Origin of the sequence: Gelidibacter sp. (assembly GCF_039916245.1) — a bacterium.
Classification (GTDB): Bacteria; Bacteroidota; Bacteroidia; order Flavobacteriales; family Flavobacteriaceae; genus Gelidibacter.
In genome coordinates this window covers 1-16910 of sequence record NZ_JBDSLS010000011.1, presented here as the reverse complement: position 1 = coordinate 16910, position 16910 = coordinate 1, and the positions used below count along the sequence as shown (strand labels likewise).

At 37.8% G+C, this 16910-nt stretch carries 17 protein-coding genes; 10 read left to right on the top strand and 7 right to left on the bottom strand.

Going from position 1 to position 16910, the window contains the following annotated elements; genetic code table 11:
- Positions 1 to 113 precede the first annotated feature (113 nt).
- Positions 114 to 485 (top strand): VOC family protein, encoded by a 372-nt coding sequence (locus ABIQ28_RS00985; protein WP_348034884.1) that lies wholly within the window; start codon positions 114 to 116, stop codon positions 483 to 485.
- A 307-nt stretch (positions 486 to 792) separates the two neighbouring features.
- Positions 793 to 1965: an LETM1-related biofilm-associated protein gene (locus ABIQ28_RS00980; protein WP_348034883.1), complete on the top strand. Its 1173-nt coding sequence runs from the start codon at positions 793 to 795 to the stop codon at positions 1963 to 1965.
- Here ABIQ28_RS00980 and ABIQ28_RS00975 read toward each other — a convergent pair whose 3' ends face one another.
- Genes ABIQ28_RS00975 through ABIQ28_RS00960 form a run of 4 tightly spaced genes read right to left on the bottom strand, consistent with a single transcriptional unit; the run spans position 1966 to position 5050 of the window.
- Positions 1966 to 2721 (bottom strand): LytTR family DNA-binding domain-containing protein, encoded by a 756-nt coding sequence (locus tag ABIQ28_RS00975; protein WP_348034882.1) that lies wholly within the window; start codon positions 2719 to 2721, stop codon positions 1966 to 1968.
- Positions 2722 to 2758: 37 nt separating this feature from the next.
- Positions 2759 to 3082, bottom strand: a complete 324-nt coding sequence (locus ABIQ28_RS00970) for a 2TM domain-containing protein (RefSeq protein ID WP_348034881.1) — start codon at positions 3080 to 3082, stop codon at positions 2759 to 2761.
- Positions 3073 to 4392, bottom strand: coding sequence for a histidine kinase (locus ABIQ28_RS00965; RefSeq protein WP_348034880.1), 1320 nt, complete (start codon positions 4390 to 4392; stop codon positions 3073 to 3075). The genes ABIQ28_RS00970 and ABIQ28_RS00965 overlap by 10 nt, the downstream gene beginning before the upstream one ends.
- Positions 4393 to 4426: 34 nt before the next feature.
- Positions 4427 to 5050 carry a hypothetical protein gene (locus ABIQ28_RS00960; RefSeq protein WP_348034879.1) on the bottom strand — a complete coding sequence of 208 codons (624 nt, stop codon included), beginning with the start codon at positions 5048 to 5050 and terminating at the stop codon, positions 4427 to 4429.
- Between the two features lie 434 nt (positions 5051 to 5484).
- Here ABIQ28_RS00960 and ABIQ28_RS00955 point away from each other — a divergent pair, with 434 nt between their 5' ends.
- From ABIQ28_RS00955 to ABIQ28_RS00925, 7 genes are all read left to right on the top strand, one after another.
- Positions 5485 to 6189 (top strand): alpha/beta fold hydrolase, encoded by a 705-nt coding sequence (locus tag ABIQ28_RS00955; RefSeq protein WP_348034878.1) that lies wholly within the window; start codon positions 5485 to 5487, stop codon positions 6187 to 6189.
- A gap of 73 nt (positions 6190 to 6262) precedes the next feature.
- Positions 6263 to 7225 carry a hypothetical protein gene (locus ABIQ28_RS00950; protein ID WP_348034877.1) on the top strand — a complete coding sequence of 321 codons (963 nt, stop codon included), beginning with the start codon at positions 6263 to 6265 and terminating at the stop codon, positions 7223 to 7225.
- Positions 7226 to 7292: 67 nt separating this feature from the next.
- A complete protein-coding gene (locus ABIQ28_RS00945; RefSeq protein ID WP_348034876.1) occupies positions 7293 to 8387 on the top strand; it encodes a carboxylate-amine ligase in 1095 nt (364 codons plus the stop codon).
- Positions 8388 to 8397: 10 nt separating this feature from the next.
- On the top strand, positions 8398 to 9216 hold the full coding sequence (locus ABIQ28_RS00940) for a GMP synthase (RefSeq protein WP_348034875.1): 819 nt from the start codon (positions 8398 to 8400) through the stop codon (positions 9214 to 9216).
- Positions 9217 to 9222: 6 nt separating this feature from the next.
- Positions 9223 to 10422: a hypothetical protein gene (locus ABIQ28_RS00935; RefSeq protein ID WP_348034874.1), complete on the top strand. Its 1200-nt coding sequence runs from the start codon at positions 9223 to 9225 to the stop codon at positions 10420 to 10422.
- 261 nt (positions 10423 to 10683) lie between these two features.
- Positions 10684 to 10866 carry a hypothetical protein gene (locus tag ABIQ28_RS00930; RefSeq protein WP_348034873.1) on the top strand — a complete coding sequence of 61 codons (183 nt, stop codon included), beginning with the start codon at positions 10684 to 10686 and terminating at the stop codon, positions 10864 to 10866.
- A complete protein-coding gene (locus tag ABIQ28_RS00925) occupies positions 10854 to 11150 on the top strand; it encodes a type II toxin-antitoxin system RelE/ParE family toxin (RefSeq protein ID WP_348034872.1) in 297 nt (98 codons plus the stop codon). The genes ABIQ28_RS00930 and ABIQ28_RS00925 overlap by 13 nt, the downstream gene beginning before the upstream one ends.
- Before the next feature lie 350 nt (positions 11151 to 11500).
- Here the strand turns inward: ABIQ28_RS00925 and ABIQ28_RS00920 are convergent, their stop codons facing one another.
- Genes ABIQ28_RS00920 through ABIQ28_RS00910 form a run of 3 tightly spaced genes read right to left on the bottom strand, consistent with a single transcriptional unit; the run spans position 11501 to position 14952 of the window.
- Positions 11501 to 12703: an ATP-grasp domain-containing protein gene (locus ABIQ28_RS00920; protein ID WP_348034871.1), complete on the bottom strand. Its 1203-nt coding sequence runs from the start codon at positions 12701 to 12703 to the stop codon at positions 11501 to 11503.
- A 60-nt stretch (positions 12704 to 12763) separates the two neighbouring features.
- The gene (locus ABIQ28_RS00915) at positions 12764 to 14176 is read right to left on the bottom strand and encodes a leucyl aminopeptidase family protein (RefSeq protein WP_348034870.1); all 1413 of its coding nucleotides are present in this window, start codon (positions 14174 to 14176) and stop codon (positions 12764 to 12766) included.
- Between the two features lie 5 nt (positions 14177 to 14181).
- Positions 14182 to 14952 (bottom strand): alpha/beta hydrolase-fold protein, encoded by a 771-nt coding sequence (locus ABIQ28_RS00910; protein WP_348034869.1) that lies wholly within the window; start codon positions 14950 to 14952, stop codon positions 14182 to 14184.
- A 651-nt stretch (positions 14953 to 15603) separates the two neighbouring features.
- Between ABIQ28_RS00910 and ABIQ28_RS00905 the strand changes: the two genes are divergently transcribed.
- On the top strand, positions 15604 to 16188 hold the full coding sequence (locus ABIQ28_RS00905; protein WP_348034868.1) for a TlpA disulfide reductase family protein: 585 nt from the start codon (positions 15604 to 15606) through the stop codon (positions 16186 to 16188).
- Positions 16189 to 16910 lie beyond the last annotated feature (722 nt).

Genomic DNA, 16910 nt, shown 5'->3' with positions numbered 1-16910 from the left:
CAATTAATGCCCTATCAAATCTCTCATAAACAAACTGGTTTTAAGCTGGTTTGGCTCGCTTAAATACTTATTGATTTATGGATGTCGTTAATTATCTTAATAATTAATACCACATGCTCACAGAAATCCACCCAAAACTCCCCATGCGAAATAAAAGCGTAACCAAGGCCTTCTATCTTAAATTGGGATTTAAAAGCTATGGAAACGCCGAATATGACGGCTATTTGATGCTATATAAAGATAAGGTGCAAATTCATTTTTTCGAGTTTAAAAACCTCGACATTAATGAAAATTACGGTCAAATTTATATCAGAACCGATGCCATTGAAATACTTTACCAATCCTTCTTAAAGAAAAATATAAAAATCCATCCAAATGGTCCTTTAGAAATAAAACCGTGGGGACAAAAAGAATTTTCAATATTAGATCCTGATAATAATTTATTGACGTTTGGAGAATCCATTACAAATCAGATCTTTGAATAAAAGCAAAATCATCGGACTCATATTATGGTTTTCATGAACCATACTTTATTTCTTTTTAAGAAATGATGTGGCTGAAATAAAACAAACACATGTATTTGCAAAGCATTTTTGAAGTTAATAGCTCCCGATAAAATATTTTCAAGGTAAACAGCATCAAATTTATTTTTGTTTGGTTCACAAAAATGGCTTTTCTACGATCTCTAAATGGGATAACATTTATATAAAGAAACCAACCAATAGAACCCAAAAAAACATCCGCTACAGGACCATAAATTAGGTATCTTTACAGCCTAAATGATTGATGACTATGAATCCCTCTGCTTCTGGCTGGATAAAAAAATTATTAAAAGAAGTTTCGGTTGATGAAACATTTTTCAATAAACCTATTGAAACCTTTTATCAAGATCTCAAACATTGTGGCTTCATTTATGGCAGCAATGTCGGAATTGTGAGCAATGCCCTTCCAAAAAACGACCTTACCGACGAAGAATTGTGCAAGGCAAATTTAATTTTGACCTTCTACTATTTTTATAAAAATAATCCATCCGAAGAAAAATTCATTGATACCGTCATCAGCTTTTATAGTGCCATAACCGTTAGCAAAGCCTCTATTTTTGACGCTATTTTAGGGAAAAAGAAATCAGCAGCGCTTTTGGAAGACCTTATCGAAAAGCGCATTCATATTGACGATAATATCTTTACCAAAAACTTTAATTATTTTATTACCAATGCACTTTTATTTGTTGACGTCATTGCTTATGAGAAATTCTTAAAGACCAATAGTGTTTCAGATCAGCATTTGTTGAGATTTGAAACCGCCATAGAAACCATAGTCATTGAGGTTTTCGAATCCAAACTTCAAAAAAGCAAGTATGATGATAGCTTAGCGAAGTTATTTAAAGACTCCAGACGCTACCATAACAATGAGCCTATGGATTATGGCGATGCGATTACTGCCCTTGAAACCGATTTAGAAAAACAGTACACCATTGATATTGCGAGCATGGCTTCCTGGACCGATAGTAAGTTTGACCAAAGTGAAAATAAGTTCTTGACTCAGTTTTGCAGTCATTTAAATGTGGATAGAACAGTTTTGACCCAATCCATTTCAGACATTGACACTTTTTATTCTTCAAACAATAACCGTATTGCCACGCTAGGTTCCAAGAATTTTGTGCAAAGCTTTTATGACAATTCCAGCAAGATGGTCATCACACTGATCCGAAGAAACAGCAAGCGCTTGGTAAAGGAACTCAGGGAAAGTAAAGAATTGATGGTCCTTTTGACAAAATCCACCCAACGCGAACTGACGGACCAAGAACATAAAAAAATTCAGGAGCAACTGTTGGATATTTTCAAATCCATCCCAAGTTTGGCCATCTTTATGTTGCCTGGAGGTGCCATCTTATTGCCGTTATTTATTAAGTTTATTCCCAAGTTGTTGCCATCGGCATTTGATGACAACCGAATTGACGATTAACTATTCCAGCCAATCCTTAAACTCTTTAACGCGTTCCCTTGCGACAATAACATCCTGTTCCTTATAAGTGTTCAGTTTAATTTGAAGACGCGAATTGGTATAACTAATCATATCCTTAATAGCATCGATATTCACATAAAACTTTCTGCTTATTCGAAAAAACTTATTGGGTTCTAAATCGGGCTCCAACTGTTCCAAAGTGACATCTAATAAATAGCTACGGCCATCAGAAGTATAAAGATAAGTGCCTTTGTTTTCGCTATAAAAACATTCAATATCTTCAATAGCAACCAACTTTAGATGTTGTCCCACCTTAACCGAAAATCGTTTTTTGTAATTCCTGTCCAACGGATTGACCAACATGCTTCTGATCTGATCAAAGTCAATAAGCGCTGGTTTTTGCGTTGGTATTCGAGATTTATATTTTGCAACGGCCTTTGCTAAATCATCGTCGTCAATGGGTTTCAATAAGTAATCAATACTGTTGAGTTTGAAAGCTTGCAATGCGTATTCATCATAAGCGGTCGTAAAAATAACAGCCGAATTAATCTCCAAAGCTTCAAAGATTTCAAAAGATAATCCATCGCTCAACTGAATATCTAAAAATATCAAATCGGGATGTGTGTTTTCTGAAAACCAAGCTATGGATTCTTCCACCGAATGCAACATGGTTTCGGCCTCAATTTCCAAGTTCGACAGCATGCGCTGCAAACGGCGCGCAGAGGGCTTTTCGTCTTCTATGATGATTACGTTCATTTGGTTTGTTTTATTTTAGAAGGAATACGCGTTGGCATTATTCCCATTTATTCTTCCGTTCTTTTTCCATCAATTCCCTGATCTTTCTTTCTTCCCAATCTTTTCCAAGGATGGCATAAGGTAAAAACACCGATAGTCCATGAGCGAAAAGTCCAATGCCCCAGAAAAAAAGGGTAAAGAAATTCCGCCATTGAAAATAGTTTTCATCGGGTCCCATCTGTTGGATATTTACAACAACGACCATTAAATTAACCACTATATAAACCAAGAGATGGATGTAAAATCCTCTAATTCTCTTAACGCGTTTCTTAGCTCTTTCGTAACGTTCCTGTTCAAAATAATTCGATTCCATTAATTCCATGTTTTAGTGTGTCGTTCTTTATCTAAAATTTCCTTAATTTTTCGTTCCTCCCAATCCTTTCCGTAGCCAAATACGCTAAAGGCCTGAATGACAAGTCCCATCCCCCAAGCCAACATTGGGAACCAAAACCATTGATAGTGCCAAGAAGTTTTATAATTAATGAATATTAAAAATGGGATGATAATACAATAAGACACTAAACTTCTAAAGAAAGCCTTGAGGTCTTCGACTCTTTTTTGAGCGCGATTATAGGCGTCTTGTTCACTATATTGATGTGTTGTTTCCATGATTGAAATTTGTTTGGTCAAGATGGGGATTTTTACTTTAAAGAAGTTTTCAAATTCTTCGATCAAAACCTTCCGTTTGGTCAAAATCCCATATCTGTTGACGATATTTTGAAGTCCCACGCCCTTTCTAGTTTGAAGGACTTCCTTTTTCTGTAAATTATTTTGTACTACCAAATAGTTACCCTCCACTGAAATTTTGATATGTAAAGGTTTTGATTCGCTTGCAATATTGTGCTTGATGGTATTTTCCAAAAGCAATTGCAAGGACAAAGGCACGACCTTGGCCTCTGGATCCATAAAATACTCAGGGATTTCAAAATTGATACTGTTTTCAAAGCGCATTTTCAATAAATTCATATAGGTTTTGGCAAACTCCAACTCCTCGGTTACCGTAACCAACTCCTTATCTTTTTGCTCTAAAACATAGCGATATATTTTTGATAACGATACTGTAAAACGTTGGGCATTCTCCGGATTCTCTTCTATTAAAGACGTCAAGACATTTAAACTGTTGAACAAAAAGTGAGGATCGATCTGATTTTTTAAACTCTCAAATTGTGCGCTGGCGGTCGTTGCAATGACTTTTTGTTCCTTAATTTTATTCTGTTGGTACTTATTATAAAAATAAACGAAATGATAGATAATGACGATGGTCAAAGTAATCCACAGACCAAAACTATATTGGTCCCATCTTTGGTTTTTCAGGAACTCAAGCCAGGGCACACCAGCATAGAGGATACGTTGTATTCCATGCAAAACAAACAACCCAGCCATGGTGATCACTACGGAGCCAGCAATACCAATAACAATCCGTTTGATGCCTTCCTCCTTTTTCCAAGTGCGTTTTTCTAGACAATCGAAATAATAGAAATTCGAATACCCCAGCAGAAAAGCATAGAGCTGATAAAATCCAAATTCAATAAAAAACTCATTAAGTGAATCATAATTAAATCCATCTGAAAGAAGGTTGGCAATTACATATACGCCACAGCCAATTAAGAAGGTGAGGTATAAGGTTTTCATGGATTTGTTCATCTTAGGATTTGTATAAATTGGATTACTCGTTACAGGATTTCAATATTGATGTGGCGTGCTCAATCCCCCAGTGAGGATAAAATGGTGTTTCGGGTTTAAAGTTAGCAAATAGTTCAATGGCTTTTTCCACATCTTTGCAATACGGTTTGGTATCCTGACCAAAATAACGAGCGCTTCCCATATTCCATTCTGCCCTGCCGAGCACCACCATTGGATTATTGGGTGCCAAGGCATAAGCTTTATTATATAGATCCGATATTTTAGCCGAATATTTCATGCCATAAGTCATCCCATCAAAAGCCACCCAATTGGTCAATATCTGTGCTTGCATGACCAAAATATCTGCATTGTCCTTTTCAATCACCATCGCATCGTTGAGATAATTTTGTGCTTTTTCTAATTGGGTTTTTACTTTATCCGCATCCTTCTCTTCCCAAGTTTTTAAACTGTTGAGTTGCGCGATATAGTAGTTGGGTAACCATTCCTTAGGTTCAGCCGCCGCGATACGTTCAAAAAGCTGTTCGGCTTCCGTCCATTTATTGTCTTGCCAAAGATCAAAGGCTTTCTGCATGCCTTTGTCATAATTACTTTGTGCCGACATTATTCCAGTCATAAATAAAACGGTAACGATAATTAAGTGTTTCATAAGATTGTTATTTAAGGGTTAATGAATAATTATAGGTGCAATACTATTATCAGACAAATATCCATTTCCTCAGAAAAATTCTAAAAATTGTATGACCCAATTGTTAAATGAGACGGATGAATTGTAAAACTATCCTCAAAATCGACATCCATGCCTAAGATTCACACATGAAAGAAAAAACATTCAGACTGAAAGAAGTATTCAATATGAAATTAATCTAATTTTATTAACAATAAATAGCAATTAAAAATAACATTTGTGCACATTACCTGAATCTTTCTCAAAAATTTAAGAATATCAGTACAGAGTACTGCATTTATAATTTAAAAAAGTATATTGTTGTATCCAATTCCTAAACAAACTCAACTTCTGCACTAAAAAAGCATTCTGTTTGCAGCGTAGAGTTTAGATCTAACATATTTAAAAACACGCTATTGAAAGAGCAACACCATAAGTGGTATTCACCCACCCTTAGCAAAGACATCGAAATGCTTGTTTTTGGGCATTCGGGTTATCCGGTCATTCTTTTCCCCACAACCATGGGCAAGCACAATGAATGCAAAGACATGAAGCTAGTGGAATCCGTGAGGTGGTTTGTTGAAGAAGGAAAAGTACAAATCTACTGTCCAGATGGCATTAATGAGCTGAGCTGGTACAACAAACAAATTCATCCCTCACAACGCGCCAAAAACCATGAATGGTATGATCAATTTATATTAAATGAAGTGGTCAATCCCATTTGCAAAGATAAAGGTTTACCAAAAGTTGCCGTTGCAGGACCGAGTTTTGGAGGTTACCAAGCCTCAAATTTCGCTTTTAAACATCCAGAGAAAGTCAGCCATATGTTTAGCATGAGCGGAGCCTTTGATATCAAATCCTTTGTTGACGGCTATTATGATGACAACGTGTTCTTCAATAATCCCATGGATTACCTTCCGGGCAGCATCCATCCTGATTTATGGAAAATGAAAATCATTTTGGGCGTTGGCGATTGGGATATTTGTTTGGAAGCGAATGATAAGATGGCAAAAATATTGAATGCCAAAAACATTCCATTTTGGTATGACGTTCGTAAATGGGCAAAACACGATTGGCCATTATGGCGTCAGATGTTTCCGGAATACCTATCAAAACTTTAATAAACCAGTAGAAACAACAAAAACAACTATTATATAGATTCCCTCCTTTGAGGAAATGACAAAATTCAGATTTATGAAAAAAATAGGCATTTTATTCGGGCAAGAAAACACGTTCCCTCAAGCATTTATTGACCGCGTCAATGAAAAAAAGGTAAAAGGCATCATGGCTGAAGCGGTTTCCATAGATATGGTTGAACAGGCTAAACCTACAGATTATGCGGTTATCATCGACCGGATTTCTCAAGATGTTCCCTTCTATCGCGCCTACTTGAAAAATGCAGCAATTTCAGGAACTGCCGTGATCAACAATCCCTTCTGGTGGAGTGCTGATGAAAAATTCTTCAATAACGCCTTGGCAGAAAAAGTAGGCGTTCCAGTACCAAAAACCTTTATTTTACCAACTTCACATCGACCTCCAGACACGACTGAAAACTCGTTCCGCAATATGAAATTCCCATTTGCTTGGGAACATATGTTTGATACCATTGGTTTTCCCGCCTATATGAAACCCCATGATGGCGGCGGCTGGAAAAGTGTTTATCGTGTCGAAAATCCGCAAGATTTATGGAAAAAACATGCCGAAACAGAAAACTTGGTCATGATGCTGCAAGAAGAAATCAATTTTACAGAATACTTCCGATGCTATATATTGAATACGGATAATGTCCACATTATGCAGTATGAACCACGTAATCCACACCATTTACGCTATGTCATTGATGGCCCGCCAGTAAAACAAGAAATCTTGGACTTAGTCAAAAAATACTGCATCCGTTTAAATAAGGCCCTGGGCTACGACTTTAATACCGTAGAGTTTGCCGTTCGTGATGGCATCCCCTATGCGATTGATTTCTGTAATCCTGCTCCAGATGCCGACCTCAATTCTGTAGGTCAGGAAAACTTTGAATGGATTGTCGAAAATGCTGCCCACATGGCCATTGAGAAAGCAAAACAATTCAAAAAGGATAAAATGAACCTTACTTGGGGAACATTTGTCAAGGATCAAATCACTGGCAAAAAGACAGTTTATAAATAGAAATTAATAAGCCTTGCGTTCGCGAATTTTCGGGACGGAAAGGTTTTCAAATAACCAACCCGATTTTATGAAATTCACAATAGGTATTGAAGAAGAATATCAGGTCATCTGCCCAATAACGCGGGAACTGGTATCACACGATCAATTAATTGTTACCGAGGCTGCCAAACTTTTAAATGAGCAAGTCAAGGCAGAAATGCACCAGGCCGTTGTAGAAGTGGGCACCAATATATGTCAGGATATTACCGAAGCGAGAAGAGAACTTACCCATTTAAGAAGGTCCGTCTCAGAAATCGCCAAGGAACTAGGTCATAAAATTGGCGCTGCGGGTACACATCCTTTTACCAAATGGGAAACGCAGTTAATCACTCCAAATCCGCGTTACGATGAAATCGTCAATGAGTTACAGGACACTGCGCGTTCCAATTTAATTTTCGGATTGCACGTGCATGTGGGCATTGCCGACAAACAATTGGCTTTGCATTTAACCAATGCCATGCGTTATTTTTTACCACATATATATGCTTTATCTACAAATTCGCCTTTTTGGGAAGGGCGAAATACGGGCTTCAAATCGTTTCGATCTAAAGTATTTGACAAATTTCCAAGAACAGGGATTCCTGGAATTTTTCAAACCGTGGCAGAATATGAGCACTATATTGACATCCTGATCAAAACAAAGTGTATCGACAACCCAAAGAAAATATGGTGGGACATCCGCATCCATCCGTTTTTCCCAACCTTGGAAGTGCGTATCTGTGACGTTCCAATGACCATCGAGGAAACCCTGAGCATCACAGCCTTAATCCAAGCTTTGGTCGCTAAGCTTTACAAACTAAAGTCACAGAACCTTAATTTTATGCTCTACCATCGTGCTTTGATTAATGAAAATAAATGGCGTGCGAGCAGATACGGAATAGATGGCAGAATGATCGACTTTGGCAAGGAATGTGAAGTACCCACCAAAGATTTAATGATCGAATTACTTGATTTTGTGGAAGATGTTGTGGACGAACTCGGCTCCAGAAACGAAATAGAGCACATCAAAACCATGCTAAAAAATGGCACAGGAGCCGACCGACAGCTCGCCAAATATGAAGAAACCAAGGATTTGATTAAGGTGGTCGACTATATTACTGAACAGACCATTTTAGGAACCTAGACAAACTCAAATGTCAAAAGAAAAATTTAAAGTAGCCATTCTCGACATGAACAACAACCAGGCCAACCAAGGGCTGCGTTGTATTGCGGACCTCGTGAATGGCTTTGAAGATGAAGTTGATTTTAAAATATTTAATGTGAGAGGCGCTCTTGAATTGCCGGATACATCTTATGATATCTACATTTCAAGTGGTGGCCCTGACAGTCCGTTGGAAGATGGCCCTTGGCGTATTCCATACCTCAATTTAGTACAGGAACTTTGGGATTTTAACAAAACATCTCCGCACCAAAAGAAATACATGTTCTTTATTTGCTATTCCTTTCAGGTGGTCTGCGATTATTTCAAACTCGGCGTAATGGAACCAAGGCGCAGCACTAGCTTCGGGGTTTTACCCATCCACAAAACCAAAGAAGGCTTAAAAGACCCTTTATTAGCAGGGCTTGACGATCCTTTTTATGCCGTCGATTCCAGAGATTGGCAATTGGTGCAACCACGATTAAAAGTTTTTAAAGGTCAGGGTGCCTCCATTTTAAGCTTAGAAAAAGTACGCAACCATGTGGATTACGAACGTGCCATTATGGCAGTTCGTTTTTCTGATGAATTTGTAGGAACGCAATTTCACCCTGAAGCAGATCCCATTGGAATGAAAGCACATTTTTTGGCAGATGCCAATAAGCATAAGGTCATTGCCAATTTTGGAGAAGAAAAATATGACGACATGATGGATAAAATGGATGATCCTGACAAAATTATCAGAACTCACAAAATCATACTTCCAAATTTTATTCGCAGCGCGATGAAACAATTGTCACCAGAACTAATCTCATAACAGCCTATGATTGCCTCCTTACGCAACGCGTTTAACGCGCAATTTACTGAAGAAAAGTATCAGGACATGTTGGCCGATGTCAACCAACAATTTAATTATACCCCCAATTTCAAAATATCTGAAACTCCTGTATTTATCCCGAATGCTTTAAAACAAAAGTTGGTTGAAGCTTGTGAGGATATCATGAAAGTGATTAATCAACCCAATTTTAAAGAACTTACAGAGGGGGCTTTTATTAAAGACAATATGCGAGTGCCCAATGAGGATAACCTTTCTAAGTTTATACAATTGGATTTTGGCGTGTGTTTGGATGAACATGGCGAATTAACTCCCAAATTAATAGAACTGCAAGGCTTTCCGTCGCTGTATTTTTTTCAGGAACTTTTGGGACATATGTACCGTAAACATTATGACGGCATTCCAGAAGATTTTTCACAACATCTCAACGGATTAACCTCAACTGAGTATATTGAACTCTTGCGCGCCGAAATTGTAGGCGGCACCAATCCGAAACAAGTGATTCTTTTAGAAATCGAGCCTGAAAAACAAGCCACGGCGATTGATTTTTTTGCGACAGAAAGTTTATTGGGTATTAAAGTACTATGCATTTCTAAATTGATCAAAAAAGGAAAACAGTTGTTTTACTTAGACGAAAACGAAGTGGAAATTCAAGTCTTAAAAATTTACAACCGTATTATTTTTGATGAATTGGACCAACGCGCCGACTTAAAACGGGAATACGATTTTAAGGATGAAGTGGATATTGAATGGATCGGACATCCTAATTGGTTTTTCAGAATCAGTAAGTTTACGATGCCTTTATTAAAGGGCGATTATGTTCCAAAATCATATTATTTAGACCAGCTTGAAGCCATTCCAACCGATTTAGAGAATTATGTCCTAAAACCTTTGTATTCTTTTGCTGGTGCGGGCGTTCAAATTCACGTGGACCGAGCGATGATTGATGCCGTTGAGGACAAATCCAATTATTTATTGCAAGAGAAAGTGGCTTATGCTCCTATTATTCAAACCATGGATGAGCCTGCAAAATGTGAAATAAGAATGATGTTGCTTCATAACGGCAAAACCAACAAAACTCAAATTGTCAGTAATTTAATGCGCTTAAGCAAAGGTGAAATGGTGGGCGTTAAATACAACAAGGACAAAACTTGGGTTGGTGGCAGCACTGGCTTTTTCGAACCTTGATTTATGGAATGCTAATCGGATTACAGAACGCAGACCTGCCCGTCCGTTCAGGCGGGTGACGCGGATTGTTTATGATTTGCTCTGATTTTTCTTCCAACACTAATCATCGAAATCAGTTTAATCAGCATCATCTGCATTCTTTTAAGAGCTTAACCGACATGAACTATCCATATACTGATCAGATGCTTCTAAAAATCTTGATTTTATATTTCAATCCATGCAAGTCTTTAATTTTGTATCTTACAACATCAATCCTGAGCCATGATTACAAAGTCCAATCTCATAGAACAGCTAGAACATTTACCCGAAGAATTTACTATTGACGAACTTGTCGAGCGGCTAATTCTAATCGAAAAAGTGGAAAGAGGCTACCAACAATCGGAGAGTGGAAATTATGTTTCTGAATCTGATCTGGATAATGAAATGAAAAAATGGTTCAAATAAATTGGACACATCAATCAATTGCTGATTTAAAGGATATATTCGAATATATTTCCATAGACTCCACGGCTTACGCCAAACTTCAAATCATACGAATAAAAAACCGAACCAAAATACTGCGTTCTCAAATATATTCCGGGAAAATTGTTCCTGAAATAAACAAAGCACATACTAGGCAATTGATTGAAGGCAATTATAGAATCATTTATAAAATCGTAAATCCATTGCGTGCTGATATTTTAACCGTTCATCATTCGGCAAGAGATTTAACAAACAGAAGCATTTAAAAAGATTATTGACTTCTTTCGTCATTTTATGGAACGCTGACCTACCCGTCCGTTCAGACGGTTAACGCTGATTACTTATGATAAGCACTGATTTGCTTTTTCATTGTAAGGAACAAGGCGCAATGATTTTCGAATAACACCCAGCTTTAGCTGGGGGCTAGAAAAAGAAAAGTAGAGGGCTTTAGCCAAACTGCCATCTTGAGTGCAGTTTGGGCTAAAGCCCTTTGTTCTTCTATAATTCCATACTCCGAGCTAAAGCTCGGAGCTATTCATGTCGGCACTTATAAAATAACGTATTTGCACATATAAATCTGTGAACATCTGCACAAATCAGCGTCATCCGCGTTCTATCACAAACTCTTATTCGGGGCCGGAATGCTCGCATGGAAATCTGAAACAATCCGTTTGGTGTAATTATCCAACAATTCCATAACACGTTCACTGCTGTCCGAAACCACAATTATCCCTATATGCCATTTTTTATGCATGCGCCAAACAATTTCAGGATCGTTAAAACTTGAAGTATTAGGTTTTTCAAACTTACTTAAGGACACGACGATACCCGCATATTGATGCTTGACTTCTGGTAGTTTATACGTTTCTTTTCTTAAAACCTTGGATTCAATCCGTGCCCATTCGCCCCAAAGATTGATCCCGGAAGCAAACTCGACCATTTCTGCTAAATTGGCACCACCAACTCTTGACGAGGTTTCTAAAAAGAATAATTCGCCCGTTTCTTTAGAAGCAATAAACTCGGTATGTGACGCGCCAAATTGCATTCCGAAAGCTTTCATTACCTCTGCATTCATCTTGATTAATGCCTTTTCCATTTGAGTGCCCATTTCGCAGGTTGCCGATCGGAATACGCCACCGCCATGTGAAACGTCAAGCGGCGTATCTAAATATTTACTCGCTCGGGCAAAAATCACTTTACTCTCAAGGATTAGGCCATCCACATGGTACACATCGCCCGGCGCAAATTTTTCAATCAGGTAATTATCGCGTTCGTCTTGAAGGGCATTGACAATTTGCCACAGTTCTTCCTTGTTTTTTATTTTTTTGATGCCGGTTGCGGAAGCTTCCAAACGTGGTTTCAACAACCATGGCGGACTCACACGATCAGCATAAGCGTTGATATCCACATCATTAAACAGGGCCGTAAATTCAGGCACATTAACACCTTCCTCCTTAGCTTTCATGCGCATGGCCAATTTGTCCCTAAAATAATGAGACGTGGTTCGACCCATTCCAGGCATTCTGAAATGCTCCCGTAAAAGCGCTACTTTTTCGACATCAAAATCGTCCAAAGCCACAAAACGGTCAAACTTTATAGTTCGAAATTTATAGGCGACCCCTTTGGTAACGTCGCTTTGGTTCCAGTTTTCCACATAAAACACATCATCAATCGCTTCCCATGGCCAAACCTCATGCTCCAACTTCTTTTTGGTCAATAAATACACATTATTACCTTCAGCTTTACAGCTTTTGATAAAATCAGCACCTTTATGATACGTCGTAACGCATAGAAAATTCAGGGGTCGTTTTGTGGCCATATTTTTCTGAAAGTTTATGTTAAGTGATTAATAATCTGATACAAAATACAAAATAATCAGTTACTCATCCAGAATCTGTTTGATATAATTCGTGATCAATTGCACACCATAGCCACTGGCACTTTTCATTTTAGAATACGGCGAATCGCCAAAGGAAACTCCCGCAATATCCAAGTGCACCCACGCCTTATGAGCATCCGTAAAGGCCTCTAAAAACTTAGCTGCGGTAATCGCGCCTGCTACAGGCTTTCCGCTATAATTGCGCAAATCGGCAATATCACTTTGCAAATCACTTTCATATTCTGCAAACAATGGCAATTGCCAAACACGTTCGTTAGTGTCAAAACCTATTTTTGAGAGCGTTTGCGCCATTTGGGAATTGTTAGTAAACATTCCAGCGGCGGAGTAGCCCAAGGTTTGTATCACACTTCCTGTTAAGGTTGCTAAATCGATAACCTGTTTAGGCTGAAATTCTTTAATGATATAACTCAAACCATCAGCCAAAACCAAGCGTCCTTCAGCATCGGTATCAATAATTTCAATGGTTTTACCAGAATAACTTTGGATGACATCGCCCGGCCGGTAACTATTCCTATCCACAGCGTTTTCTGCGGAAGCAACCACACCTACAATATTCACGTTAAGCTTTAGTTTTGCTACCAATTCGACAACACCTAAAACAACTGCAGCCCCGCCCATATCACTTTTCATATAGTGCAAATTGGTGGACGGTTTTATGGATAAACCTCCGGTATCAAAGGTAATGCCCTTGCCTACCAAGCCAATATCCACAGTACCGCCTTTTTTAGGCATATATTCTGTGACGATGACCACTGGCGGATTGGCACTGCCCTGCCCCACCGCCAGAACGGCACCAAAGCCTTGAACCTTCAACTCCTCTTGATGTAATACGGTGCATTTATAATGACCTTGCTCAGCGGATGCCTCAGCCCATTGTCCTAAAAACTCAGGTGTTTTTTGATTTGCTGGGGCATCGACCAAAGTTTTAATCCGATTAATGGTTTCGCCGATAGCTTTGGCTTCTTTAAGAATGCTGGTGACGTCTTTTGAACTCACCATTTCAAAAGTGAGTGCCTTAACATCCTCTTTTTTGGTTTTAAAAGCGCCCATATCATAAGCCGACAACTCAAGCCCGATGATTACTTTTTGAAGCTCAGTATCCGTAAATCCTTCGGTAATGACCTGTACTGGTTTTTTCCAGTATTTTTTATAATTGAAGCTTAGCTTCTGAAAAGCCTCATCCACTTTTACGGCATCTTTTTCTTCGCCAAGACCTAAGAGATAAATGCGATTCCCTTCGGCACCATATACCATTTGAACGGTTGCAAATTCGCCATTAAAATCCGGCTCTTTAATCGTGATAAATTGCTGAAGATGCTCCAACTGGCCTTTGCGACAAGGAACAATAACATCGTGATGTACATTAACTTTTGAAACTTGTGTAAAAATCATAGTATTTATTTAAAATAGAGCCATTTAACGGCTTTCGGAAACTCATGTCTCCAGTATATTTCGGCATGAACGCCAATTTCATTCACAGAAAAGTGAAAGTCGATATCGTGATTCTCCACCATTTTCGCCCTAAAAATAGCCTCCAATCGCTGAGCATTTGGTAAATGCTCTTTGCTTTCCATTCCCCCTGAATAGAGGTATATTTTTGATTTCTGCAACGGATGATAGGATTCAGTTTGGTTAAAAATGGTTTTTGCAATCCATAAACTCGGCGAAAAAATCATCATTTTACCAAACACCCTTGGGTTTGACAAGCCTGCATATAAGCTGATCAACCCACCCAGCGAGCTCCCTCCAATACCCGTGTTTTCAAAATCGGTAAGCGTCCTGTAATTCTTGTTAATGTAAGGAATTAATTTTTCAATAATAAATTGAATGTAAAAACTGCCTTTTCCTTCGCCATAGCGCGGATGATAATGCGGCAAATATTCATTAATACGCTCATTATCGCCATGATCAATAGCGATGATGATAAGGTCGCTAAAGCCTTCTTGCGCTAACTTCTCCAACGATTTATCAATGGCCCAATCTCCAAAAGGCGCCATAGGGTCGAACAAATTCTGTCCATCCTGCAAATAAAGCACGGGATAATGCTTATCGGTTTCGTAGTAATCATGCGGCAATAAGGCCGAAATTTTGCGCGTGGCCTGCAACTGCGGAATCTCATAAGCCTCTTCAATAACCTTTATAATGGGTCTAAAGTCCGTCACTGTCATTTAAAATAGATTAGTTAAAACGAAAATACATTTTTAAGATTTTATAAAACATTAATTTGTAAATTTATGTTAACAAAGAAGGAGTTGAGTTGTTGACATGAGCACATCTGTTTTATTCACTATGCTTTTGACTCCTAATTTTACCAACCATCCGTTACATAATAGTCAACTCATGAGGGCAACAATAGCCAACTATATTTATTTTGAAAGGATATTAATTTGGATGGAAATTAATGCTAATTTAGGCAGACATTCAAAACAGCTATTATTCCTAGCTGTGAGACCTTGTCAACAAGCGAAACAGAGATGACTAAAAAAACAGTTTTAAGGTTACTTTTAGGAATAGTGTCGCTCATCATTCCAATCGCTGTAGTCGGAATTTCAGTTAGCCGATTTTATCAATATTCGCTTCTTAAATGGGTAGGCCTTTTAATTTGCGCCCTTGGATTTTACCTGTCTGGTTTAATCAATCAAAAAACACCTTTAAAGTTTATTCCGTTTTTATACTTCGGTCTTCTTGCTTTTATACCTCTAAGATATTTCCATTTTCCTCTCAATATTTTATTCATTGTATTTGCTACAATAAGTCTTCTCATCACCCGTAAAGAATTCAAAAGATCCTATAAAGCAATTCCACTAATAGCAATGATTTTGACTTTTACATATTTCTTGTTTTCTCAACCCTTAACTTTAAGATCAGGCAATACAATTGAAAAGGATATCTATGGAGATGTAATAAACGGCAAGACGCTATGGAATTTTACACAAGAAAAAGCAAAAATATTACCTAGTGAAAGTTTTAGAGATATCAACAATAAAGAGATCAATTTAGAATCCTATCAAAATAAAACACTCTATATTTCATTTTGGGCCACTTGGTGTGCGATTTGTTTGAAAGAGAAACCAAGATTAGACAGTTTAAAAGAGCAATTCAAAGATAATCCGGATGTTGTTTTTATTGATATTTCATTGGACAAAGATGTCGAAAGATGGAAAAACTATGTTATGAAAAATGAACCTACTGGAGCTCAACTGATATCTTCAAATATATCTGCCACCAGAAACTCATTCGATATAAGCGTCATTCCTAAACATCTTGTGGTCAACTCTAAAAGAGAATATAGAGCGATTTCCGGAATGGAATTGCCAAAAATCATCTTAGCAGATTCAACCATGGTAAATAATTATATCAACAAAAAGCTAAAACTAAAAGAAGCCTCTATAGAGAAGGAATAAAGCAATTGCGAATCACCCTAATAAAATTATAATTACACCTCAACTTTTCATCCTCGATAGGCCTTCTAAGATATTATATTTAAAATTATTGATGTCCGGTTAAGAATTTCGTCGTCCTTCAAAAGATAATACTGATAAAGGATTTTAAACGTTTTGTTCGTTAATGTCATCATTTTTCATTTTTGAGAAATGCTACCCGGATGCTAATTGCTTGGTAAATATAAATTTATAAAATCTAGATTTTAAGTGTTTTGCGGTTTGTGTCTTGATTCTTGGTTCTAACAGCTAAGCGGAGGTTACTGAGCTTGTCGAAGTGTCTTGATTCTCACAATACTGATTTAAAATAACTACCAATAAAATAACAAAATAATTACCACACTTTTTATTCGTTTACTCTTTTATATTGCAGATGACCAAACCGACTACTATTAGAAAAAACGTGACAAGTTAAAACACCGTCGGAGATGAAAATGAATGCGCTGTTGATAGACGCAAAAACTGGACAAGCTAAAAAATCCCACAACTTTTTGACTTGATCCCTTGTTATTGCCCAGCTAGAGCTCGTTTGATCCTTCATTTACCTCAGATGGCAAACCCATACAAACAAAAAAAGTCCCCAACAAATGAATGTTGGGGACTCTCAAAAAAGGCGGCGACCTACTCTCCCACGAGATGCAGTACCATCGGCGCAAACGGGCTTAACTTCTCTGTTCGGAATGGTA

Excerpts from the sequence above, each read along its gene's own strand:
- ABIQ28_RS00980 (WP_348034883.1), top strand. The coding sequence starts at position 793 with ATGAATCCCTCTGCTTCTGGCTGGATAAAAAAATTATTAAAAGAAGTT.
- ABIQ28_RS00920 (WP_348034871.1), bottom strand. The coding sequence starts at position 12,703 with ATGGCCACAAAACGACCCCTGAATTTTCTATGCGTTACGACGTATCAT.
- ABIQ28_RS00945 (WP_348034876.1), top strand. The coding sequence starts at position 7,293 with ATGAAATTCACAATAGGTATTGAAGAAGAATATCAGGTCATCTGCCCA.
- ABIQ28_RS00915 (WP_348034870.1), bottom strand. The coding sequence starts at position 14,176 with ATGATTTTTACACAAGTTTCAAAAGTTAATGTACATCACGATGTTATT.
- ABIQ28_RS00935 (WP_348034874.1), top strand. The coding sequence starts at position 9,223 with ATGATTGCCTCCTTACGCAACGCGTTTAACGCGCAATTTACTGAAGAA.
- ABIQ28_RS00950 (WP_348034877.1), top strand. The coding sequence starts at position 6,263 with ATGAAAAAAATAGGCATTTTATTCGGGCAAGAAAACACGTTCCCTCAA.
- ABIQ28_RS00965 (WP_348034880.1), bottom strand. The coding sequence starts at position 4,392 with ATGAAAACCTTATACCTCACCTTCTTAATTGGCTGTGGCGTATATGTA.
- ABIQ28_RS00985 (WP_348034884.1), top strand. The coding sequence starts at position 114 with ATGCTCACAGAAATCCACCCAAAACTCCCCATGCGAAATAAAAGCGTA.
- ABIQ28_RS00960 (WP_348034879.1), bottom strand. The coding sequence starts at position 5,050 with ATGAAACACTTAATTATCGTTACCGTTTTATTTATGACTGGAATAATG.
- ABIQ28_RS00940 (WP_348034875.1), top strand. The coding sequence starts at position 8,398 with ATGTCAAAAGAAAAATTTAAAGTAGCCATTCTCGACATGAACAACAAC.
- ABIQ28_RS00910 (WP_348034869.1), bottom strand. The coding sequence starts at position 14,952 with ATGACAGTGACGGACTTTAGACCCATTATAAAGGTTATTGAAGAGGCT.
- ABIQ28_RS00975 (WP_348034882.1), bottom strand. The coding sequence starts at position 2,721 with ATGAACGTAATCATCATAGAAGACGAAAAGCCCTCTGCGCGCCGTTTG.
- ABIQ28_RS00925 (WP_348034872.1), top strand. The coding sequence starts at position 10,854 with ATGGTTCAAATAAATTGGACACATCAATCAATTGCTGATTTAAAGGAT.
- ABIQ28_RS00930 (WP_348034873.1), top strand. The coding sequence starts at position 10,684 with ATGATTACAAAGTCCAATCTCATAGAACAGCTAGAACATTTACCCGAA.
- ABIQ28_RS00970 (WP_348034881.1), bottom strand. The coding sequence starts at position 3,082 with ATGGAATTAATGGAATCGAATTATTTTGAACAGGAACGTTACGAAAGA.